The organism is Saccharothrix espanaensis DSM 44229 (genome assembly GCF_000328705.1).
GTDB lineage: Bacteria > Actinomycetota > Actinomycetes > Mycobacteriales > Pseudonocardiaceae > Actinosynnema > Actinosynnema espanaense.
Genome location: NC_019673.1, coordinates 7,030,053 through 7,051,868, shown reverse-complemented (window position 1 = coordinate 7,051,868; position 21,816 = coordinate 7,030,053). Strand labels below are relative to the sequence as shown.

21 protein-coding genes are annotated in these 21,816 nt (G+C 74.4%); 17 read left to right on the top strand and 4 right to left on the bottom strand.

The annotated features are described in order from the left end of the window. Positions 1-73: 73 nt before the first annotated feature. The 5 genes from mihF (at position 74) to metK (ending at position 3,840) form a co-directional block, all read left to right on the top strand. The gene (gene mihF / locus BN6_RS30395) at positions 74-391 is read left to right on the top strand and encodes an integration host factor, actinobacterial type (protein WP_015103668.1); all 318 of its coding nucleotides are present in this window, start codon (positions 74-76) and stop codon (positions 389-391) included. Next, positions 388-990 carry a guanylate kinase gene (gmk, locus tag BN6_RS30390; RefSeq protein ID WP_015103667.1) on the top strand — a complete coding sequence of 201 codons (603 nt, stop codon included), beginning with the start codon at positions 388-390 and terminating at the stop codon, positions 988-990. The genes mihF and gmk overlap by 4 nt, the downstream gene beginning before the upstream one ends. 58 nt (positions 991-1,048) lie before the next feature. Beyond that, positions 1,049-1,327: a DNA-directed RNA polymerase subunit omega gene (gene rpoZ, locus BN6_RS30385; protein WP_015103666.1), complete on the top strand. Its 279-nt coding sequence runs from the start codon at positions 1,049-1,051 to the stop codon at positions 1,325-1,327. Beyond that, the gene (coaBC, locus tag BN6_RS30380) at positions 1,324-2,556 is read left to right on the top strand and encodes a bifunctional phosphopantothenoylcysteine decarboxylase/phosphopantothenate--cysteine ligase CoaBC (protein WP_015103665.1); all 1,233 of its coding nucleotides are present in this window, start codon (positions 1,324-1,326) and stop codon (positions 2,554-2,556) included. Before rpoZ ends, coaBC begins: the two co-directional genes overlap by 4 nt. 81 nt (positions 2,557-2,637) lie before the next feature. Next, positions 2,638-3,840, top strand: a complete 1,203-nt coding sequence (metK, locus tag BN6_RS30375) for a methionine adenosyltransferase (protein ID WP_015103664.1) — start codon at positions 2,638-2,640, stop codon at positions 3,838-3,840. A 428-nt stretch (positions 3,841-4,268) separates the two neighbouring features. On the opposite strand, the gene BN6_RS30370 is transcribed toward metK, so the two are convergent. Next, positions 4,269-6,260: a primosomal protein N' gene (locus BN6_RS30370; RefSeq protein ID WP_015103663.1), complete on the bottom strand. Its 1,992-nt coding sequence runs from the start codon at positions 6,258-6,260 to the stop codon at positions 4,269-4,271. Positions 6,261-6,885: 625 nt separating this feature from the next. Between BN6_RS30370 and ggt the strand changes: the two genes are divergently transcribed. Continuing rightward, the gene (gene ggt, locus BN6_RS30365; RefSeq protein WP_015103662.1) at positions 6,886-8,706 is read left to right on the top strand and encodes a gamma-glutamyltransferase; all 1,821 of its coding nucleotides are present in this window, start codon (positions 6,886-6,888) and stop codon (positions 8,704-8,706) included. Here ggt and BN6_RS30360 read toward each other — a convergent pair. Both BN6_RS30360 and BN6_RS30355 read right to left on the bottom strand, forming a co-directional pair. Beyond that, on the bottom strand, positions 8,703-10,034 hold the full coding sequence (locus BN6_RS30360; RefSeq protein ID WP_015103661.1) for a hypothetical protein: 1,332 nt from the start codon (positions 10,032-10,034) through the stop codon (positions 8,703-8,705). The genes ggt and BN6_RS30360 overlap by 4 nt on opposite strands. Beyond that, positions 10,031-10,615 carry an RNA polymerase sigma factor gene (locus BN6_RS30355; RefSeq protein WP_015103660.1) on the bottom strand — a complete coding sequence of 195 codons (585 nt, stop codon included), beginning with the start codon at positions 10,613-10,615 and terminating at the stop codon, positions 10,031-10,033. Before BN6_RS30355 ends, BN6_RS30360 begins: the two co-directional genes overlap by 4 nt. Positions 10,616-10,756: 141 nt before the next feature. On the opposite strand from BN6_RS30355, the gene BN6_RS49815 reads away from it, so the two are divergent. The 6 genes from BN6_RS49815 to BN6_RS30330 all read left to right on the top strand — a co-directional run bounded on the left by BN6_RS49815 (position 10,757) and on the right by BN6_RS30330 (position 16,924). Then, positions 10,757-10,891, top strand: a complete 135-nt coding sequence (locus tag BN6_RS49815; RefSeq protein ID WP_269454290.1) for a hypothetical protein — start codon at positions 10,757-10,759, stop codon at positions 10,889-10,891. 61 nt (positions 10,892-10,952) lie between these two features. Further along, positions 10,953-11,498 (top strand): peptide deformylase, encoded by a 546-nt coding sequence (gene def / locus BN6_RS30350; protein WP_015103659.1) that lies wholly within the window; start codon positions 10,953-10,955, stop codon positions 11,496-11,498. Between the two features lie 2 nt (positions 11,499-11,500). Beyond that, positions 11,501-12,427 carry a methionyl-tRNA formyltransferase gene (gene fmt / locus BN6_RS30345; RefSeq protein WP_015103658.1) on the top strand — a complete coding sequence of 309 codons (927 nt, stop codon included), beginning with the start codon at positions 11,501-11,503 and terminating at the stop codon, positions 12,425-12,427. Continuing rightward, positions 12,424-13,851, top strand: a complete 1,428-nt coding sequence (locus BN6_RS30340) for an RsmB/NOP family class I SAM-dependent RNA methyltransferase (RefSeq protein WP_015103657.1) — start codon at positions 12,424-12,426, stop codon at positions 13,849-13,851. The genes fmt and BN6_RS30340 overlap by 4 nt, the downstream gene beginning before the upstream one ends. A gap of 4 nt (positions 13,852-13,855) precedes the next feature. Next, on the top strand, positions 13,856-14,395 hold the full coding sequence (locus BN6_RS30335; RefSeq protein ID WP_015103656.1) for a flavoprotein: 540 nt from the start codon (positions 13,856-13,858) through the stop codon (positions 14,393-14,395). A 36-nt stretch (positions 14,396-14,431) separates the two neighbouring features. Further along, complete coding sequence (locus tag BN6_RS30330; RefSeq protein ID WP_015103655.1) at positions 14,432-16,924, top strand: helix-turn-helix transcriptional regulator; 2,493 nt, start codon at positions 14,432-14,434, stop codon at positions 16,922-16,924. A gap of 30 nt (positions 16,925-16,954) precedes the next feature. Here the strand turns inward: BN6_RS30330 and BN6_RS30325 are convergent, their stop codons facing one another. Next, positions 16,955-17,557 (bottom strand): SDR family NAD(P)-dependent oxidoreductase, encoded by a 603-nt coding sequence (locus tag BN6_RS30325; protein ID WP_051075798.1) that lies wholly within the window; start codon positions 17,555-17,557, stop codon positions 16,955-16,957. Positions 17,558-17,786: 229 nt separating this feature from the next. Here BN6_RS30325 and rpe point away from each other — a divergent pair, with 229 nt between their 5' ends. The 5 genes from rpe to ribH are packed head-to-tail and all read left to right on the top strand — an operon-like array spanning position 17,787 to position 21,813. Beyond that, entirely contained in the window at positions 17,787-18,440 is a 654-nt protein-coding gene (gene rpe / locus BN6_RS30320) for a ribulose-phosphate 3-epimerase (RefSeq protein ID WP_015103653.1), read from the top strand. A 23-nt stretch (positions 18,441-18,463) separates the two neighbouring features. Then, a complete protein-coding gene (gene ribD, locus BN6_RS30315; protein ID WP_051076065.1) occupies positions 18,464-19,441 on the top strand; it encodes a bifunctional diaminohydroxyphosphoribosylaminopyrimidine deaminase/5-amino-6-(5-phosphoribosylamino)uracil reductase RibD in 978 nt (325 codons plus the stop codon). Positions 19,442-19,451: 10 nt separating this feature from the next. After that, positions 19,452-20,069 (top strand): riboflavin synthase, encoded by a 618-nt coding sequence (locus BN6_RS30310; RefSeq protein ID WP_041314588.1) that lies wholly within the window; start codon positions 19,452-19,454, stop codon positions 20,067-20,069. Further along, entirely contained in the window at positions 20,066-21,337 is a 1,272-nt protein-coding gene (locus BN6_RS30305; protein WP_015103650.1) for a bifunctional 3,4-dihydroxy-2-butanone-4-phosphate synthase/GTP cyclohydrolase II, read from the top strand. The genes BN6_RS30310 and BN6_RS30305 overlap by 4 nt, the downstream gene beginning before the upstream one ends. Next, positions 21,334-21,813, top strand: a complete 480-nt coding sequence (gene ribH, locus BN6_RS30300; RefSeq protein WP_015103649.1) for a 6,7-dimethyl-8-ribityllumazine synthase — start codon at positions 21,334-21,336, stop codon at positions 21,811-21,813. The genes BN6_RS30305 and ribH overlap by 4 nt, the downstream gene beginning before the upstream one ends. Positions 21,814-21,816: the final 3 nt, after the last annotated feature.

Here is a 21,816-nt window from a genome sequence, read left to right as displayed (position 1 = left end):
TACCCAGGCAATTGCGCTCGGTACGGTCGCGGCACCGATCCAGAATTGAAATTCCCACACCACGGAGGAAATCGTGGCCCTTCCCCAGCTTACCGAGGAGCAGCGGGCCGCAGCGCTGGAGAAGGCTGCTGCCGCTCGTCGCGCTCGGGCTGAGCTCAAGGAGCGCCTCAAGCGTGGCGGCACGAACCTGACGACCGTGCTGAAGGACGCTGAGAGCGACGAGGTCCTTGGCAAGATGAAGGTGTCCGCGCTGCTTGAGGCGCTTCCTGGCGTCGGCAAGGTTCGCGCGCAGCAGATCATGGAGCGGCTTGAGATCGCTCCGAGCCGTCGGCTGCGCGGCCTGGGTGAGCGGCAGCGCAAGGCGCTGCTCACCGAGTTCAGCGGCGAGTGAGTGATGGCACCGGGGCGGGACCGGGCGCACGCGCCCGGTCCCGCCTCACCGTACTTTCCGGGCCCTCCGGCGTGGGCAAGTCCAGCGTGCTGGCCGAGCTCCGCCGCAGGGATCCCGACCTGCACTTCAGCGTCTCGGTGACCACCAGGAAGCCGAGGCCGGGCGAGGTCGACGGGGTGCACTACCACTTCGTGGACCTCGCCGAGTTCGGCAAGATGGTCGACAACGGCAAGCTCCTGGAGCACGCCGAGTTCGCCGGCAACCGCTACGGCACCCCCCGGGAGCCCGTGGAGGCCGCGCTGGCCGCCGGCCGGCCGTCCCTGCTGGAGATCGAGCTGCAAGGCGCCCGCCAGGTCCGGGCCGCGATGCCCGAGGCCCGGCTGGTCATGCTGGCCCCTCCGTCGTGGGAGGACCTGGTCGAGCGGCTGACCGGCCGCGGCACCGAGGACCCCGCCGTGGTGGCCCGCCGGCTGGAGATCGCCCGCGAGGAGCTGGCGGCCGAACCCGAGTTCGACGAGGTCGTGGTGAACGCCGACGTGCGGTCGGCGGCCACCCGCTTGCTAGACTTGGTGGTCGGCCCGCCGCCCGTCGCGCGCTAGCGCGTTCCGCAGGCGTGGGACGACCCCTGGACACACCAAACCGCAGGAGCGTTGACGAGTGACCACGCACACCGAGCTGGGCCCCCTGTCGGGTTCTCCGGAGGGCATCACCAACCCGCCGATCGACGACCTGCTGGAGCAGGTCAGCTCGAAGTACGCGCTGGTGATCTACGCGGCCAAGCGGGCGCGGCAGATCAACGACTACTACGCCCAGCTCGGCGAGGGCCTGCTGGAGTACGTCGGCCCGCTGGTCGAGCCGGGCCCGCGCGAGAAGCCGCTGTCCATCGCGCTCCGGGAGATCCACGCGGGTCTCCTCGAGCACACCGAGGGCGAGTGACCGAGGCGGTCGACGCCCGCCCCCGCGTGGTGCTGGGGGTGGGCGGTGGGATCGCCGCCTACAAGGCGTGCGAGGTGCTGCGCCGGCTCACCGAGTCCGGTCACGCGGTGCGGGTCGTCCCCACCGAGGGCGCGCTGAACTTCGTCGGCGCGGCCACCTTCGAGGCCCTGTCCGGTCAGCCGGTGCACGCCGGCGTGTTCTCGGACGTCCCGTCCGTGCAGCACGTCAAGCTGGGGCAAGAGGCCGATCTGGTCGTCGTCGCGCCCGCGACGGCGAACCTGCTGGCCAAGGCCGCCCACGGGCTGGCCGACGACCTGCTCACCAACACCCTGCTCACCGCGCGCTGCCCGGTCCTGCTGGTCCCGGCGATGCACACCGAGATGTGGGAGCACCCCGCGACCCAGGCCAACGTGGCGCTGCTGCGCGCGCGCGGCGTGGTCGTGGCCGAGCCCGCCAGCGGCCGGCTGACCGGCAAGGACACCGGCAAGGGCCGGCTGCCCGACCCGGCCGAGATCGTCGACCTGGCCCGGCTGCTGCTCGAACGCCCCGACGCGCTGCCCCGCGACATGGAGGGCCTGCACGTGGCCGTCTCCGCCGGCGGCACCCGCGAGCCGCTGGACCCGGTGCGCTTCCTGGGCAACCGCTCCTCCGGCCGGCAGGGCTTCGCGCTGGCCCGGGTCGCCGCCCAGCGCGGCGCGCGGGTCACCCTGGTCGCCGCGCACACCGCCGACCTCGCCCCGCCCGCGGGCGTCGAGGTCGAACGGGTGGGCAGCGCCGCCGAGCTGCGCGACGCCATGCACTGGGTGGCCAAGGACGCCGACGTCGTGGTGATGGCCGCCGCCGTGGCCGACTTCCGCCCGGTCGACCTGGCCGAGCACAAGATCAAGAAGAGCGACCGCGACCCGGACCCGGTGCGGCTCACCCGCAACCCGGACATCCTGGTCGAACTGGTCGGCGCCCGGCGGGCCGGGCAGGTCGTCGTCGGCTTCGCCGCGGAGACCGGCGACGGTCAGGGCGACGTGCTGGACTACGGACGGGCGAAGTTGCGTCGCAAGGGCTGCGACTGGCTCGTGGTCAACGCGGTCGGCGACGGCAAGGCGTTCGAGGTCGAGGACAACGCAGGTTGGCTGCTGTCCGCGACCGGCGCGGAGACCGCCCTGCCGCACGGCTCGAAGGCCCGGCTGGCGTCCGCAGTGTGGGATTCGGTGATCCGCACTTCCCGAGGATGACCCCTCGGGCGGGAGCGCTCAGTAAGCTGGAAAGCCGGATCGCAGGTGGAATTTCGGATCGAGTCGGATTGAAGGAGTGCCGTGAGCCAGCACAGCAGCAGGCTGTTCACCAGTGAGTCGGTGACCGAGGGGCACCCGGACAAGATCTGCGACGCCATCAGCGACTCGATCCTGGACGCGCTGCTGGCCAAGGACCCGCGCTCGCGCGTCGCGGTGGAGACCCTGATCACCACCGGCCAGGTGCACGTGGCGGGCGAGGTCACCACCGAGACCTACGCCGACATCCCGTCGATCGTCCGGGAGAAGATCCTGGAAATCGGCTACGACTCGTCGGCCAAGGGCTTCGACGGCCGCTCGTGCGGCGTGAACGTGGCGATCGGCGCGCAGTCCGCGGACATCGCGCAGGGCGTCGACACCGCCTACGAGCAGCGCGTCGACGGTGCGGACGACGACATCGACAAGCAGGGCGCGGGCGACCAGGGCCTGATGTTCGGCTACGCGTGCACCGACACCCCGGAGCTCATGCCGCTGCCGATCGCGCTGGCCCACCGGCTGTCCCGGCGGCTGACCGCCGTGCGCAAGGACGGCACCGTCCCCTACCTGCGCCCGGACGGCAAGACCCAGGTCACCATCGAGTACGCGGGCGACCAGCCGGTCCGGCTGGACACCGTCGTGGTGTCCACCCAGCACGCGGACGGCATCGACCTGGAGAAGCTGCTCGGCGTCGACATCCGCCAGCACGTCGTCGCGCCCGAGATCGAGGGCCTCGGCCTGGACACCACCGACGTCCGCCTGCTGGTCAACCCGACCGGCCGGTTCGTCATCGGCGGCCCCATGGGCGACGCGGGCCTGACCGGCCGCAAGATCATCGTCGACACCTACGGCGGCATGGCCCGGCACGGCGGCGGCGCGTTTTCCGGCAAGGACCCGTCGAAGGTCGACCGGTCCGCCGCCTACGCGATGCGCTGGGTGGCGAAGAACGCGGTGGCGGCCGGCCTGGCCACCCGCATCGAGGTGCAGATCGCGTACGCGATCGGCAAGGCCGCCCCGGTGGGCCTGTTCGTGGAGACGTTCGGCACCGAGACGGTCGACCCGACCAAGATCCAGCAGGCCATCGGCGAGGTCTTCGACCTGCGCCCGGCCGCGATCATCCGCGACCTCGACCTGCTCCGCCCGATCTACGCCCCGACCGCCGCGTACGGCCACTTCGGCCGCACCGACGTCGACCTGCCGTGGGAGAACACCGACCGAGCGGACGCCCTGCGCGCGGCCGCTGGTGCGTGACGGGCCAACGAGGCGGCTGGTCCGCGGCGAAGCCGTAGACCTGCCAGGTGACTAGCCACCCGCGCCGCTGATCCACGACCTGGTGACCGAGTCGACCGATGAACTCGACCAACGGGCCCGAGGATCAGCGGCGCGCCCCGTCCGACGACGACTGGACTGGGGTCGGACGGGCTCACCTACTCGGGATGCCGCGCGACGCGTCGGTGGATCCGGATCGCCGAGCAATGCGCCCTAGCCCGCCGAGGGCCGGCTGACCAGGTCGGGCCGGGCATGGCACCGGGTCATTCGCGCGACCGTGGGCTACAGCTACCGGCCGGTGCTGGCGCGGTCGCGCTCGACGGTGGAGCAGATCGGGCTCGTCCTGAACGTCGCCACCCCCGTGGCGAAACCCAGGCGCGCGCCCCGTCACCCCGTGTCTGGATAGAGGGCTAGAGGACTTCGAGCGGGTCGAGCTTGACCCTGATTGGGTCTGGGTCTTTGCGGGCGCTGCGGGTGGCTTGGAGGGTGGCCAGGGCTTCGGCGAGGGGTTTGCCGTCGGTTCGGGGGACGCGGATGAGTGCCCGTTCCCGTTGACCGTCCTCGGAGAGGGGGACCGGACCGAGGACTTCGCCGGACGGGGGGAGGACCAGGTCCTCCAGAGCGGTGGCCAGGGCGTCCGGGGTGCCGTCGACGGTCGCCATCCGGACGGCCGGCGGGAAGCCGAGTTCGGTGCGGGCCGCCAGTTCCTGCCGTGCGTGCCACACCGGGTCCCAGCGCACCAGCGCCTGGACCGGCGGCAGGCTGGAGTCGGCGACCACCACCACCTTGCCCGCCGGGCGGGTCAGGGCGGCCGCGGTCATCCAGCGGCGGAGGGTTTCCTCCGTCGCGCGCAGGTCGGCGCGGCCCAGCAGGGCCCAGCCGTCGAGCAGCAGGACCGCGCCGTAACCGCCGTCGGCGGTCGGTTCGGCACCGGGGGTCGCGACCACCAGTGCACGGCCGGCGGGCACGGTCGACAGGACCTCGTCGGCCCCCGACGTGCGCACCGGGATGTTGCTGAACGCCCGGCCCAACTCCTCGGCGGTCCGGCGGGCCCCGATGATCTGGCCGCGCAACCTCCGCGACCCGCACGCCGGACACCGGAACGCCGCCTCCGTCGCCCCGCACCACCGGCAGAAGGCGGGCTTGGGCACCCCGTCGTCCGCACCACCCGGCAGGGCCAGCGGCCCCGCGCACCGCCGACACCGCGCCGGGACACGGCACGTGCCGCACGCCAACGACGGCACGTACCCCCGCCGGGGCACCTGGATCAGCACCGGGGCGTCCTCGGCGAACGCCGCCCGCGCCGCGTCGAACGCGATCGACGGCAGCCGCGCCGACCGTGCCGCCGGGTCTTTCACGTCCTGCCACGCGTTGTCACCCACGGCCGCCACCCGAGGCGCGACGGCCCGCAACGTGTCGCGGCTCGCCACCACCTCGTGCGCCCACCCGCTGTCCACGAGGAGTTGCGCCTCCGCCGTCCGGGCGAAGCCGCCGACCAGCAGCGACGCTCCGGTCAGGTGGGAACGCTGCACCAGGACGTCCCGCACGTTCGGGTACGGCGACCGGGGCTCGGTGTGCAGGTCGTCGCCGTCGTCCCACACCACCACCAGCCCCAGGTCGTGCACGGGCGCGAGCGCCGCCCCACGCGTACCCAGGACCAGCCGAACGGCCCCCCGCCGCACCGCCAACCACCGCTTGTACCGCTCCGACGGCCCCAGGTCGGAAGACAACGTCACCACCGCGTCCGGCCCCGCCAGCGCCGCACAGGCCGTGTGCAGCCGCGCCAGGTCGCGGTGGTCCGGCACGACCACCAACGCACCCCGCCCGGTGCTCACCACCGACGTCGCCACCTCGGCCAGCCGCGCGGCCCAGTCCTCGGCGGGCAACGCCTGCCACACCGCTCGCGCCGCCCGCCCGGACCGGAGCGCGTCCAGCAGGTTCGGCCCGAACGGGTACCGCGCCCACCCCTCGGACGAGGGTGCCTCCGGGACCGGCGCGAGTTCCGGCGACGGCTTCGCCTCGACCCGCGCGTGCCGGGGCGGGATCGCCATCCGCAGGACGTCGATCAGCGAACCCGCGTACCGGTCGGCCACCGCCCGCGCCAGCTCCGCGACTTCCGGCGCCAGCACCGGCTCCGGCGAGATCACCCGGTCGAGGAAGCTCAGCTTGCTGCCGTAGCCGGACTCCTCGGCGCGGTCGATCAGGTAGCCGTCGACCAGTTGGCCCGCGAACCGGACCCGGACCCGACAGCCGGGCACCGCGTCCGCGTCCTGCTCGGTGGAGACCTGGTAGTCGAAGAGCCGGTCGAGGTGGGGGAGCGGCACGTCGACGCAGATCCGGGCGACGGGCAGCACGGCCGCGGGTACGCGTTCCCCGCGCCTTGTGCTCGCCTTGCCTGCCATGAGCTGAGGTCTACCAGAGTGCCTCCCGGAGGGTGTCGGGGTGGTGGGGCCGAGTGGGTGAGTCGCGGGGCTGGAGGTGGGCCGGCGGGAGTGGTGGAGAGGGTGTTGGCGGAGGTGGCGTCATGGATCTATCTTCGAACAGGTGTTCTAGGTATGCAAGATCACTTATGGGTGATGTTGATCAGCCGCCACTACCTCGGCCGGCCCTGCCGACCTTCACCTGCTCGCCCGCCGCTGCCCTGCCCGCCTGGCGCGTTCGGCCCGCCCCGTCGGCCCGGCCCGCTCCGGCCCGCTCCGGTGAGGTGCGGTGCGGCCCGCCAGATCCAGCCAGCCAGGTCCGGCACCGTTCGGCTCGGCCAGGTCCGGTCCCGCTCGACTCGACTCGACGCGGCTTGGTCCGGCGTGGGCTTGGCTCGCCCAGCCCAGCCCAGCCCGGCCCGGCCCGGCGCGGCCCGGCCCGGCCCGGCCCGGCTCGGCTCGGCCGGCACCTGGTCGCTTCGCCAGGCAACGCCCCTCGTGCACCGCCGCCGCAGGCCGACTCACGGCACCGCGGAAATGTGCGACGTCGGGGGATTCGGCCTCGCAGGGGTTTTCCGGCACCTCGGCTTTGCAGTACAAGGGAACGATGCTCCGCTCGACGGTCGTCAGCGCCCTGGCATCCCTCCTCCTCATCGCGCCCCTCGTCCCAGCTCAAGCGCACCCCGCGAACCCGCAAGGACTGCAAGCGCAAGGCGGGCAGGCGCGTGACCCGTACTCGGCACCGGTTCGGGTTCCCGAGGTGGTGGGGGCCGGGGGTGTCGTGTCGAGCATCGACCCGGACGCCTCGCAGATCGGTGTCGACGTCCTCCGGCGCGGTGGCAACGCCGTGGACGCGGCGGTCGCGGTGGCGGCGGCCCTCGGCGTCACCGACCCGTTCTCGGCCGGGATCGGCGGCGGGGGGTTCTTCCTCCACTACGACGCCCGGACGCGGCGTGTGTCCACTCTCGACGGTCGTGAGACCGCGCCCGCCTCCGCCGGCCCCGACCTGTTCCTGGAGAACGGCAAGCCGATCCCGTTCGCCGACGTGGTGACCAGCGGCCTGTCCGTCGGCGTCCCCGGCACCCCGCGCACCTGGCAGCGCGCGCTCCAGCGCTGGGGCACCTACTCGTTGGACAAGGCGCTGAAACCGGCCGAGGACCTGGCCCGGCGCGGGTTCGTGGTCGACGGCACGTTCAACCGCCAGGTCACCGAGAACGCCGCCCGGTTCGCCGACATCACCTCGACCCGCGAGCTGTACCTCCCGGCCCCCGCGGTCGGGAGCACGTTCCGCAACCCCGATCTCGCCGACACCTACCGCGAACTCCGCCGCGACGGTGTCTCCGCGCTCTACCGGGGCCCGATCGGCCGCGACCTGGTCGACACGGTCAACCGCCCGCCGGTCGACCCGGCCGCGACCCGCACGGTCCGTCCCGGTCGCCTCACCCTCGCCGACCTGCGCGCATACGACGCCCCGCAACGCGAACCGAGCCGTTCCCGCTACCGCGGCCTGGACGTCTACGGCATGGCCCCGCCGTCCGCCGGCGGCATCGCGGTCGGTGAGGCGTTGAACATCCTGGAGACCACGAAGCTCGGCGACGAGACCCCGGTCCAGTACCTGCACCGGTTCCTGGAGGCGTCACGGCTGTCGTTCGCCGACCGCAACCGCTGGGTGGGCGACCCGGGCTTCGCGGACGTTCCGACGCGCGCCCTGCTGTCCCAGAAGTTCGCCGACAGCCGCGCCTGCCTGATCTCGCCGACCTCGGTACTGACCAGCCCGGTCGCGCCCGGCGACCCCCGGCACCCGAGCCCGTGCCGGACCACCGGCCAACCGGAGGTCACCCCGTACGAGGGCACCGACACCACGCACCTCACGGTCGCCGACAAGTGGGGCAACGTGGTCGCCTACACGCTGACCATCGAGCAGGAGGGCGGCAGCGGCATCGTGGTGCCCGGCCGGGGTTTCCTGCTGAACAACGAGCTGACCGACTTCTCGTTCACCCCGGTCACGCCCGGCGTCCCGGACCCGAACCTGCCCGGCCCCGGCAAGCGCCCGCGCTCCTCGATGTCGCCGACGATCGTGCTGGACCACGGCAAGCCCGTGCTGGCCCTGGGCTCCCCGGGCGGCGCGAGCATCATCACCACCGTCGTCCAGGTGCTCACCCAGCGCCTGGACCGCGGGCTGCCGCTGGTCACGGCGATCGCCGCGCCGCGCGCGTCCCAGCGCAACGCGACGAGCACCCAGGCCGAAGCGGTGTTCCTGGACACCCCCGAGGCCGCCGGCCTGCGCGCCCTGGGGCACCGCTTCACGTCCACCGCCGAGATCGGCGCGGTGACCGCCGTCGAACGCCTGCCCGACGGCCGGTGGCGGGCCGCCGCCGAGACGACCCGCCGTGGCGGTGGCGCAGCCCGCGCCGTCCGGCCGGGCTAGACGACCCGCCCCTCGTAGACCACTCGGCCGTCGCGGTCGAACGCCTTGGCCGTGACGTCCTGCAGGAGGTTGTCGGCGGAGGTCACGTCGGGCAGCAGGGCCACGAACGTCCCGTCGCGGACGTCGGCGGACTGAGGGCTCTGCTGCCGGTGGGTGAACTCCAGGCGGGTCACCTCGTCGCGCACCGTCCCGCCGATCTTGAGCACGATCCCCTCCGGCCCCCCGGCCTTGGACACCTGCGACAGCACCATCCGGAACGGCCGCGCCGGGTCGCCGGCGTGGTCGGGTGCCGTGTACACGCTCAGCGCCTTGTACTCGGCCACCGAGCAGTACGCGCTGGCCGCACCGGGTCCGCGCAACGCCACCAGCCCGCTGCGGGTGCCGACGCCGGCGGCCGCGGCGTACTTCCACGTCCCGCTGTCGTCCACCTGCTCCGCGCCGCTGCGCATCGCCACGTCCAGGCACCTGGCCAGCACGTTCTTCGGGTCGGCGGGGTCGTTGGAGCCATCTGGGAACCGGTCGTGGACCAGGGCCGCGTCAGGGATGCTGCGCAGGGTCAGCTCGGTCGACGCGCTCTTGATCGGGTCGCCCGCGTTGGTCTCGACGGTGACCGTCTGCCCTTGCGGGATCATCAGGAAGTGGTCGTCGTCGACCAGCTTCGCCGTGATCGGCATGTCCGGGACCACCGCGGCCTTGATCGGCGTGGTGCCCGGCGCGGGCTTGAGGATCACAACCCCGGTGGGCGAGCGCCACAGCACCTTCGACCTGCCCACGTACAGGTCGTCGTAGACCGACGGGTCGGACCGGGCCACGGTCGTGTAGGTCAGCTCGCAGTACTCCTCCTGCGGCGTGATCAACAGCCGCCGACCGGGGACGCGGACCGTGACGGCCTGTTCGCCGCCGAACCCGCACACCTCCAAGTCCTGCGGCAGGGTCGGCACCACCTCGGCCTCGATCGGCGCGGCGAACCCGTCGGGCACCGGCAGGACGGGCGTCCCCTGGGCGGTGTCGACCGGGGCGGTGTGGAACGGCTGCACGGCGACCGCGACCGCCCCCACCAGCAGGACGGCACCGGCTGCGGCGGCCAGCGGTCCGCGCGCCCGCCGCCTGGGACGTCCGGGCCCTTCGTCCACGGCGCGCACGTCGTCCACGGCGCGCCGTTCGGCCTGGGTGCGCCCCTCGGTCAGGGTGCGGACGTCGGCCTGGGTGCGGACGTCGGTCGCGGTGCCCTCGGGCCCCGCGAGCACGTCGGCCACCACCACGCGGCGCATCCGCTCGCGGACTTCGGCCGGCAGCGGTCGGCGGGGGGGCAGTTCCGGGAAGGTCATCGGGACTCCTCTACTCGGCCGGCGCGCAGCCGGGCGCGGGCGCGCGAGATGCGGGAGCGGACCGACACCTCGGCCACGCCCAGCAGCTCGGCCGCCTCGGCGGTGGACAGCTCGCCGAGCAGGCACAGCTCGACGGCTTCGCGCTCGGCGGCGGGCATGGTGCGCACCGCCGCCAGCACCCGGCGCAGCTCGCGGTCGTCGTCCACCGACGAGATGACGCGCTCCGCGTGGTCGGGCACCACGTCCCGGTCGGGGACCCGGCGCAGCGCCCGCCGGAACCGGCCCAGCCGGCGGAACTCGGTGCGGGCGAGGTTGCCCGCGACCGCGTAGAGCCAGGGCAGCGCGGAGTCGCGCACCAGGGTGATGCCGGCCCGTCCGCGCCACGCGGCGAGGAACGTCGCCGACGTCAGGTCCTCGGCCGTGGCCCACGACGCGGTCAGCCGGTAGCAGTGGTTCCACACCGCTTCGGCGTGGCGGTCGAACAGGGTGGCGAACGCGGCCTGGTCGCCGCGTTCCCACAGCTCGGCGTCGGTGTCGGCCAACGGTGGTGCTCCCTGCCGGTTGGTCGTCTCAGCGATCATGCCAGTAGGTAGCCGCAGGTACCCCCGGCGTTGCAGTCGGCCTCATCCCGGGGGCGTACCCGGGCTCGCTACTCCGAGCGGACGCGCGCGCACGCCGCCGCGCTGCATCGTGGTGCTACCGACGAGACGAGGAGCGACGACATGGCCGCCATCACGATGACCAGCACGAAGACCCCGGTGTTCGGGGCGGGCCTGCTCACCGCCGCCCGGTTCGCCGGCCACTTCCTGGCCGCGCTGGTCGGTGTGACCTTCCTCGGCCGCCACGCCGAGCACTGAGCCCGACCGCGTTTTGGCCGCTCTCCTAGACTGGCCGTCTGCCCCCGTTCGAGGAGAGTGCGTGACCGTCCAACCCATTCGGCTGTTCGGCGACCCGGTGCTGCGGACCCCCGCCGTCGAGGTCACCGAGTTCGACGCGGAGCTCCGCAAGCTGGTCAAGGACCTGTGGGACACCATGAGCGAGGCCGGCGGCGCGGGTCTCGCGGCCCCGCAGCTCGGAGTGGGCCTGCGGGTGTTCACCTACCACTGCGACGGCTTCGCCGGGCACCTGGTGAACCCGACGTTCGAGGTCGTCGGCGACGAGACCCAGGACGGCCCCGAGGGCTGCCTGTCCATCCCCGAACTCCGGTGGGACTGCGTCCGCCACCGCGCGGTGGTCGCGCGCGGCTGGAACATGCACGGCGAGCCGGTCGAGGTGGAGGGCACCGACCTGCTGGCCCGGTGCATCCAGCACGAGACCGACCACCTCGACGGGGTGCTGTTCCTGGACCGCCTCGACGAGCAGACCCGCAAGCAGGCGATGCGCGAGATCCGGCAGCAGGACTGGTTCGACGGCGGCCTGCCCGCGCTCAAGCAGTCGCCGCACCCGCTGTTCGGGGGTGCGTGAGCATGCGGCTGGTCTTCGCGGGCACGCCCGAACCGGCGCTGCCGTCGCTGCGCGCCTTCCTGGACTCCCCCCGGCACGAGGTGGTCGCCGTGGTGACCCGCCCGGACGCCCCGGCCGGTCGCGGCCGCAGGGTCGAGCGCTCGCCGGTGGCGGCGCTGGCCGACGAGCACGGCATCGAGGTGTTGACCCCGGCCAAGGCGTCCGACCCGGACTTCCAGGCCCGGCTGCGCGCGCTCAAGCCGGACCTGTGCCCGGTGGTGGCCTACGGCGCGCTGCTGCCCGAGTCCGCCCTGGCCATCCCCAAGCACGGTTGGGTGAACCTGCACTTCTCGGTGCTGCCCGCGTGGCGCGGCGCGGCCCCCGTGCAGGCGGCTGTGCGGCATGGCGACGACATCACCGGCGCGACCACGTTCCGGATCGTGAAGGCGCTGGACGCGGGTCCGGTGTTCGGCGTGGTGACCGAACGCGTCCGGGACCGGGACACCGCCGGTGACCTGCTGGGACGGCTCGCGGAGTCCGGTGCGAAGCTGCTGCTGTCCACCGTCGACGGCGTCGAGGACGGCACGCTGCGCCCGGTCGAGCAGCCGGAGGAGAACATCACCTACGCGCCCAAGCTGACCGTGGACGACGGCCGGCTGGACTTCGGCACGCCCGCGGCGGCGCTGGACCGCGTCGCCCGCGCGGTGACCCCGGACCCCGGGGCGTGGGCGTGGTTCCGCGGCGAACGGCTCAAGCTCGGCCCGGTGACCCCGGTCGAGGAGGACGGACTGGCTCCCGGTGAGCTCCGGGTGGAGCGCAACCGCGTGCTGGTCGGCACGGCCACCACACCCGTGGTGCTCGGTGATGTGCAAGCGCAGGGGAAGAAGCGGATGACGGCGACGGACTGGGCGCGCGGCGCCCGCATCGAGGCGGGGGAGCGCATCTCGTGAACCAGCGTTCCTCCCGGCCGTCCCGGCCGCAACGACCCCACCCGCCGCGCCGGCGCCCCGGCCCGGAGCGCCCGCCGGTCGACGACCCGGCCCGGCTGGCCGCGCTGGAGACGCTGCGCGCGGTCCGGCAGCGCGACGCCTACGCCAACCTGGTGCTGCCCGGCCTGCTCCGGGAACGCCGGATCACCGGCCGCGACGCGGCCCTGGCCACCGAGCTGGCCTACGGGGCGGCGCGGGCGCAGGGCCTGCTCGACGCCGTGCTCACCGCGTGCTCGGACCGGCCGCTGAACGCCGTGGACGGCGCGGTGCTCGACGCGCTGCGGCTGGGCGCGTACCAGTTGTTGCGCACCAGGATCCCGGCCCACGCGGCAGTCGCGTCCACTGTGGACCTGGTGCGCGCCGAGCTGGGCTCGGGCGCGGCCGGCTTCGCGAACGCGGTGCTGCGCCGGGTGACCGCGCAGGACGAGGCGGGCTGGGTGGACGAGGTCGCGCCGGACGAGGAGACCGACCCGATCGGCCACCTGGCGATGGCCAACGCCCACCCCCGCTGGATCGCGCAAGCGTTCGCGGAGGCGCTGGGCAGCCGGGGCGAGCCGCTGCGCGACGCCCTCGCGGCCGACGACACGCGCCCCGCCGTGCACCTGGCGGCCCGGCCGGGGGAGTGCAGCGCGGACGAGCTGGCCGCGATGACCGGCGGCGAGGTCGCGCCGTACTCGCCGTACGGGGTGCTGCTGGAGCCGGGCGCGGGCGACCCGGGCGACCTCGACCCGGTGCGCGAGAAGCTCGCCGGGGTGCAGGACGAGGGCAGCCAGCTGTGCGCGCTGGCGCTGACCAGGCCCGCGCTGGACGGCCCGGACGAGCGCTGGCTGGACCTGTGCGCCGGGCCGGGCGGCAAGGCCGTGATGCTCGGCGCGCTGGCGCAGCTGTCCGGCGCGACCCTGGCCGCCGTGGAGAAGGCCCCGCACCGCGCGGAGCTGATCCGCAAGGTCGTCGGTGACCTGCCGATCACCGTGCACGTGGCGGACGGCCGTGATTCGGGGCTGCCGGCGGGGTCGTTCGACCGGGTGCTGGTCGACGCGCCGTGCACCGGTCTGGGCGCGCTGCGCCGCCGGCCCGAGGCGCGGTGGCGGCGCAACCCGTCCGACATCGCGCCGCTGGCCCGCTTGCAGCGCGAGCTGCTGACCGCGGCGCTGGCGCTGGTCCGGCCGGGCGGGGTGGTGGCGTACGTGGTGTGCTCGCCGCACCTGTCGGAGACGGTCGGCGTGGTCGCGGACGTGGCCCGGCGGACCGGCGCGGAACGGCTGGACACCCGCGAGGCGTTCCCGGCCGTGCCGCACCTGGGCGACGGCCCGCACGTGCAGCTCTGGCCGCACCTGCACGGCACCGACGCGATGTTCTGCGCGCTGCTGCGCCGCCCCGTGTAACCCGATGGGGCGGTCTGGAGGGGAGGCGGCCGGGCCGGTGCTCGGGCTGGTCGCCTCGGCGGGCGGCGGGGTCGAGCGGTGGCTGCGGCCCGGCTTGGCGCTGCCGCTGGCCCGCGCGGGGTGGCGGTTGGCGATCACGCTCACCCCGACCGCGGCGCGCTGGCTGGAGCCGGAGGCCGCCGCGCTGGCGGCGCTGACCGACCTGCCGGTGCGCTCGACGTCGAGGCTGCCGGGCGAGCCGAAACCGCACCCGGTGCCCGACGCGTTCGTGTTCGCCCCGGCCACGCTGAACTCGATCGCGAAGCTCGCCCTGGGCATCGGCGACAACCAGGCGCTGACCGTGCTGGCCGAGGCGCTGGGCCGGCGCGCGCCGATGGTCGTGCTCGCCCAGGTCGGCCCGGAACAATCCCGGCACCCCGCCTACCGCGGCCATCTGTCGGTGTTGCGGGAGGCGGGCGTCCGGGTGGTCGGCGGCGGGCCTGAAGAGGTGCTGAGGGAACTCGCCGAGGTTGCGCCGTTCGTCGCATTCGACAACGGGGCGTGAATTGACAGCCGGCCGAGACGCGTAGCAGGCTTGAATGTGTCGAAATCGCACGGCCGGGATCGTGAATGGGCTTCGGTTCTCCGCTTCCTGACCGCACCCGGTGGCCTGCTGGCCATCGACGGGCCGCCGTGCTCCGGCAAGACCTCCCTGCTGCACGAGGCGGCCGACGCCGCGCGCGACCGCGGCTACGGCGTCGTCCTGGTGCCCGCCGACCGGGTCGCGCGCTCCGCCGAGCTGGCCCACGCGCTCGAACGCGCACCCGATGACACCCCCGACCGGGCGCTGGTCGCGATCGACCACGCGCACCGCGACCCGGACGCCGTGCTGGCCCTGCTGCCCCGGCTGCGCGAACGGCGGGTCACCGCGCTGGTCGCGCTGACCGGCGCCCACGCGGGCAACGGGCTGTGCCGCGCGCTGGCCGCCGACGGCGAGGTGCTCACCCTCGGCCCGGTCGACGCCGACGTGGTCGACCGGATGCTGGTCGACCTGCTCGGCGCGCCACCGCGCCCGGACCTGGCCGAACTCGTGGCGGCCGCGGCCGGCGACCCCCGGATGATCACCGAGCTGATCACCGGCCTGCGCGAGGAGGGCCGGCTGGACACCCACGACGGCACCACCGGTGCGCTGCCGCGCCGGGTCGGCGGCCTGGTGCGCGGCCGGGTCGACGTGCTGTCGGCGAAGACGACCCAGCTGCTGCGGGTCGCGGCGGTGATCGGCCGGTCCTTCCGGCCGCACGACGCCGCCGCGCTGATGGGCGAGACGACCGGCGCGCTGCTGCTGTCGGTGGACGAGCTGATCGCCTCCGGCCTGGTCCGCTCGGTCGGCGACCGGCTGGAGTTCGACTCGGAACTGGTGTGGCGGGCCGTCGTGGAGTCCATCCCGGACTCCGTGCTGCACGCCCTGCGCCGGGACGCCACCGCGCTGCGGGCCGCGTTCCGCGCCGTCCCGGACGAGCCGCTGTCGGTCGACGACCGGGGCTCGGCGGCGGTGCGCGGCGTCCGCACGCTGGCCGCGAACGGCCGGCTCGGCTCGGCCATCGCGCTGGCCCGCGACAGCCTGGCCCGCGACCTGCCCGCCGGACCGGCGGCCGAGCTGCACACCGCCCTGGCGGGCATCCTGCTCGCCGACGGCCGCCCGGCCGACGCGGCGGCCGAGATGGAACGCGCCCTCGCCGCGCCCGCGGCGGCGTCCGGGCCGTGCCGCCGGCTGGCCGCCGCCGGGCGGCTGCTGTCGCTGTACTTCGCCACCGGCAGCCGGGCGGGCGCGCACGCGCTGTCCGTGCTCACCGCGCGGGACCGGGAGGCCAGCGACGCGGACGTGGTGATGGCCGCGACCGTCCACTCGTGCCTGGAGTGGACGGCGGGCAACCTCGCCGAGGGCGTGTACTGGGGCCGCGAGTCGACCCGCTGGGAGCTCGACGCGCCCACCGCGTGGTGGCAGTCGCAAGCCGCGGTGGCGTTCGCGCTCAAGCTGTCCGCGCTGGGCGAGTTCGAGCCCGCCGAGGAGCTGGTGCGCGGCGACGGCCCGGACACCGACGACGCGGTGACCGCCGGCGCGCCCGCCGCCCGGATGATCGCCCGCGCCAGAGTGCTCACCCAGGCGGGCAAGCTGGTGGCGGCCCAGGTCGCCGCGCACTCCGGGATGTCGCTGGCCCGCGACCGCGGCCTGCGGCTGCTGGTGCCGCTGGCGTCGACCGTGCTGGCGACCGTCGCGCTGCACCGCGGCGACGTGCCCGCCGCCGCCGAGCACGTCCGGCGCTACCGGGGCGACCTGGCGGGCGGCGAGGCGGTGCTGCACTCCGGCCAGTACGACTGGGTGGAGCTGCTGCTGGCGCACGCCCAGGACGGCCCGGCCCGCGCCGCCGGCCTGGCCCGCGCCCGGCTGGCCGACCTCGGCAGCGCCCGCCGGATGCTGGTCGAGGAGCCCGGCGCGGCACCGTGGCTGGTGCGCCAGGCGCTCGCCGCGGGCGACAGCGGGCTGGCCGGCGAGGTGGTCGCCGCGGCGGAGGAGCTGGCGGCGGGCAACCCGGGCTTCGCGGCGGTGTCGGTGGGCGCGAGCCACGCCCGCGCGCTGCTCGACCACGACGACGAGGCGCTGCTGGCCGCCGCCGGCCGGCACCGGCACCCGTGGGCGCGGGCCAACGCGAACGAGGACCTGGCGGCGGTGCTCGCCGAGAGCGGCCGGACCGACCGCGCGGACGCCGCCCTGACCGCCGCGCTGCGGATCTTCGACCGGATGGGCGCGGACGCCGAGGCGGCCCGGCTGCGCCGCCGGACCGACGCGCCGCCCCCCTCGGGCGGCACCGCGCCCGGCACGTCCGGCGAGGACTGGCGGCGGCTGTCGGAACCGGAGCGCGACCTCGCCCGGCTGGTCGGCGCGGGCCTGACCAACCGCCAGGTGGCGCGCCAGCTGTTCCTGTCCCCGCACACGGTGAACTACCACCTGCGGGGCATCTTCAAGAAGCTCGGGATCTGCTCGCGGGTCGAACTGGCCCGCCTCGCCCTCGAACAGGAGCACGCCGAGGTGTAGCCGGGTCCCCGGTCTGGCGGGTACTGGCGGTCACGCGGGTACGGCGCTGCCGGGGACGGTGTCGGCGAGCAGGAAGCACACCTCGTCCACCACCCGGCGCGGGTCGTCCGGCGCGACCACCGCGCAGTGCACGCCGCGCGCCGCGATCTCGACCGCCAGGTGCTCGGTGTAGGTGACGGCGGCGGCCCGGGACGCCGCGTAGGCGGCCATGCTCGTGCGCGGCACCGCGACCGGGTGCGCGGCGACCATGACGATCGTGCCGTGCCGGCGCTCCACCATCCGCGCGGCGACCGCGCGCGAGGCGTGGAACACCCCGTCCGCGTTCACCGCGAAGCAGTGCGCCCAGTCCGCGTCGGAGACCGTCAGCGCCGGGCCCGGCCGCAGCTCGCCGGCCGTGGTGACCAGCGCGTCGATCGGCCCGAACTCGCGTTCCACCTGGTCGACCAGCGCGTCCACCGCCGCGCCGGAGGTCACGTCGATCTGCCGGCCCACGATCCGCAGGCCGGTGCCCTGCAACCGCTCGACCAGGTCGGCCAGCCGCGCCCCGTCGCCGTCCACGGCGGCGACCAGCGCGCCCCGCCGGCCCAACGCCTCCACGACCGCCGCGCCCGGCGTCGCGCACGCGCCCGTCACCAGTGCGATCCTGTGACTGAATTCGGCTTTCATCCCCAGCACTCCCCAGTTCTGCCCGTCCCGAAGGTAATCGCCGGACGGGTCCCCGGGGAACTACCCGCGTGAGTAGTCGGAAAAGATCCGCGGAACACGAAAACCCCGCGAACGGGCAGCCGGAGCGAAATACGACTCCCCGGGAGGTCCGGGTGATCGCGGAACCCTAGACTGACCACCCGTGGTCCACCAGCCGATGATCGCCCCGAGCATCCTGTCCGCCGACTTCGCCCGACTCGCCGACGAGGCCGCCGCCGTCGCCGGCGCGGACTGGCTGCACGTGGACGTCATGGACGCGCACTTCGTGCCCAACCTGACGCTCGGCCTGCCGGTGGTGAAGTCGCTGCTGGGTGCCACGGACATCCCGCTGGACTGCCACCTGATGATCGACGACCCGGACCGCTGGGCGATCGGGTACGCCGAGGCCGGCGCGTACAACGTGACCGTGCACGTCGAAGCCGCCGCCGACCCCGTGCGACTCGCGAAGGACCTGCGCGCGGCCGGCGCGAAGGCCGGTCTGTCGCTCAAGCCCGGCACGCCGATCGAGCCGTACACCGAAGTCCTCAAGCACTACGACACGCTGCTCGTGATGTCGGTCGAGCCCGGTTTCGGCGGCCAGAAGTTCATGGCCGACGTCCTGGACAAGGTCCGCACCGCCCGCCGCCTGGTCGACACCGGCCACCTGACCCTGGTCGTGGAGATCGACGGCGGGATCAACGCCGACACCATCGAGCAGGCCGCCGAGGCCGGGGTGGACTGCTTCGTGGCCGGGTCCGCCGTCTACGACGCCGCCGACCCGGGCCAGGCGGTCGAACGGCTGCGCGCGCAGGCCGCCCGGCACCGCCCGTGAACGACCTCGCGTGGTCCGGCGCGATGGCCCTGGCCGTCGAGGCGGGCACGCGGGCGCACGGCACCACCAGCCCGAACCCGCCGGTCGGCGCGGTCGTGCTGGACCCCTCCGGCGCGCTCGTGGGCACCGGGTACACGCAGCCGCCCGGCGGGGCGCACGCCGAGATCGGCGCGCTGGCCGAAGCCGGTGACCGGGCCCGCGGCGGCACCGCCGTGGTCACCCTCGAACCGTGCGCGCACCACGGCCGCACCCCGCCGTGCACGTCCGCGCTGGTCGACGCCGGGGTCGCCCGCGTGGTGTTCGCCAACGCCGACCCCAACCCGAAGGCCGCCGGGGGAGCCGACGTGCTGCGCGCCGCCGGCGTCGAGGTCGTGCACCTGCCGACGCACGTCGAGGCGCTGCGCGCGTGGCTGCACTTCGCCCGCACCGGCCGGCCGCACGTGACCTGGAAGTACGCCGCCACCCTGGACGGCCGGGTGGCCGCCGCGGACGGCACCAGCCGGTGGATCAGCTCGCCCGAGTCCCGGGCCGAGGTGCACGCGCTGCGCACCACCATCGACGCGATCGTGGTCGGCACCGGCACGGTCCGCGCCGACGACCCCCGGCTCACCGCGCGGGGAACAGACGTGACCCGGCAGCCGTTGCGGGTGGTCGTGGGGACCAGCGACCTGCCGCCCGGCGCGCACGTCCTGGACGGCGAGGCGGAGACGCTGCACGTCCGGACGCACGACCCGGACGCGGTCCTGGCCGAACTCGGCGCGCGGGGAGCGGTGGACGTGCTCGTGGAGGGCGGGCCTACGCTGGCGGGTGCCTTCGCGCGCGCCGGCCGGATCGACCGGGTCCTGGCCTACCTCGCGCCGAAGCTGCTGGGGGACGGGCCGACCGCTCTGCGGGACGCGGGGGTGTCGACCATCACCGACGCTGTGGGATTGGTCGTTGAGCAGGTCAGTATGTGCGGGCCGGACGTGCGGATCTCCGCCGTGCCGGCCTCGGGGCGGTAGAGGAGGAACGGTGTTCACCGGGATCGTCGAAGAGTTGGGTGAGGTCGTCGCGGTGACCGACCTGCCGGACGCGGCGCGGGTCACCATCGCGGGTCCGCTGGTGACCGGTGACGCGAAGCACGGCGACTCGATCGCGGTGAACGGCGTGTGCCTCACCGTCGTGGACGTGGTCGGCGGGGCGTTCACCGCGGACGTGATGCGGGAGACGCTGCTGCGCAGCAGCCTCGCCAAGGTCGCCGCGGGCGACCGGGTGAACCTGGAGCGCGCGGCGGCCCTCGGGCAGCGGCTGGGCGGCCACATCGTGCAGGGCCACGTGGACGGCACCGGCACCGTGCTGGCCCGGGAGAAGGCCCAGCACTGGGAGGTCGTGCACGTCGGCCTGCCCCGGGACCTGGCCCGGTACGTGGTGGAGAAGGGCTCGATCACCGTGGACGGCGTCTCGCTGACCGTGGTGTCGGTGGCCGACGACAGGTTCAGCGTGAGCCTGATCCCGACCACCCTGGAACTGACCACGCTGGGCCGGCGGAGTCCCGGCGACCCGGTCAACCTTGAGGTGGACGTGCTGGCCAAGTACGTCGAACGGCTGACCGCACCCCACCTCGCGGGCAAGCCTGAGGAGACCCGGTGAAGGACTTCGCCGACATCGAGCGGGCCATCGCGGCCGTCGCGGAGGGCCGCGCGGTCGTCGTCGTGGACGACGAGGACCGCGAGAACGAGGGCGACCTGATCTTCGCCGCCGAGAAGGCCACGCCGGAACTGCTGGCGTTCATGGTCCGCTACACGTCCGGGTACGTGTGCGTGGCGCTCACCGAGGCCGACTGCGAACGGCTCGACCTGCCGCCGATGTACCACACCAACCAGGACCAGCGCGGCACCGCCTACACGGTGACCGTGGACGCCCGCGAGGGCGTGTCGACCGGCATCTCCGCCGCCGACCGCGCGCACACCATGCGGCTGCTGGCCGATCCGTCGTCGGACGCCAAGGACTTCAGCCGGCCCGGCCACGTGGTGCCGCTGCGCGCCCGCGACGGCGGCGTGCTGCGCCGGCCCGGCCACACCGAGGCCGCGGTGGACCTGGCCCGGCTGGCCGGTCTCGCGCCGGTCGGCGTGCTCTGCGAGATCGTGTCGCAGAAGGACGAGGGCGACATGGCGCGGCGCGACGAGCTGGAGGTCTTCGCCGCCGACCACGACCTGGTGCTGATCACCATCGCCGACCTGATCGCCTACCGGCGGCGGGTGGAGACCCAGGTGGAACGGGTCGCGCAGGCGCGCATCCCGACCGCGCACGGCGCGTTCACCGCGGTCGGCTACGACTCCAAGCTGGACGGCATCGAGCACGTCGCGCTGGTCTACGGCGACCTCGGCGACGGCGAGGACGTGCTGGTCCGGGTGCACTCCGAGTGCCTGACCGGCGACGTGTTCGGGTCGCTGCGCTGCGACTGCGGGCCGCAGCTGGACGCGGCGCTGGAGGCCGTGGCGGCGCAGGGGCGCGGCGTCGTGCTCTACATGCGCGGGCACGAGGGCCGCGGCATCGGCCTGATGCACAAGCTGCAGGCGTACCAGTTGCAGGACAACGGCGCGGACACCGTGGACGCGAACCTCGTGCAGGGCCTGCCGGCCGACGCGCGCGACTACGGGACCGGCGCGCAGATCCTGTGCGAGCTGGGCATCAAGTCCATGCGGCTGCTGACCAACAACCCGGCCAAGCGGGTCGGGCTGGAGGGCTACGGCCTGCGGGTGATCGACCGCGTGCCGCTGCCCATCTCGCCGAACCCGGAGAACCTGCGGTACCTGCGCACCAAGCGCGACCGGATGGGGCACGAGCTGCACCAGCTCGAGCAGTACGAGGCCCTGAGCCAGGGCGGCGCGATCGTCAGCACGGAGGGTGTGGAATGAGCGGCGAAGGTCGGCCCGAGTCGTCGGTGCCGGACGCGACCGGTGTCCGGTTGGCCGTGGTGGCCACCCGGTGGCACGAGAAGATCACCGGGCAGCTGGTGGAGCGCGCGGTCGCCGCGGCGACCGAGGCCGGGGTGCCCGCGCCGACGGTGGTGCGGGTGGCCGGCGCGATCGAGCTGCCGGTGGTGGTCCAGCAACTGGCCCGCACGCACGACGCGGTCGTGGCGCTCGGCGTCGTGATCCGCGGCGGGACACCGCACTTCGAGTACGTCTGCGACGCGGTGACGGCCGGCCTGACCCGCATCGCGCTGGACGAGTCGACGCCGGTCGGCAACGGCGTGCTCACCTGCGACACCGAGGAGCAGGCGCTGGCCCGTGCCGGGTTCCACGACTCGGTGGAGGACAAGGGCCACGAGGCGGTGGCGGCGGCGTTGGACGCGGCGCTGGTGCTGCGGGCGCTGCGGACCGCGTCGTGATCG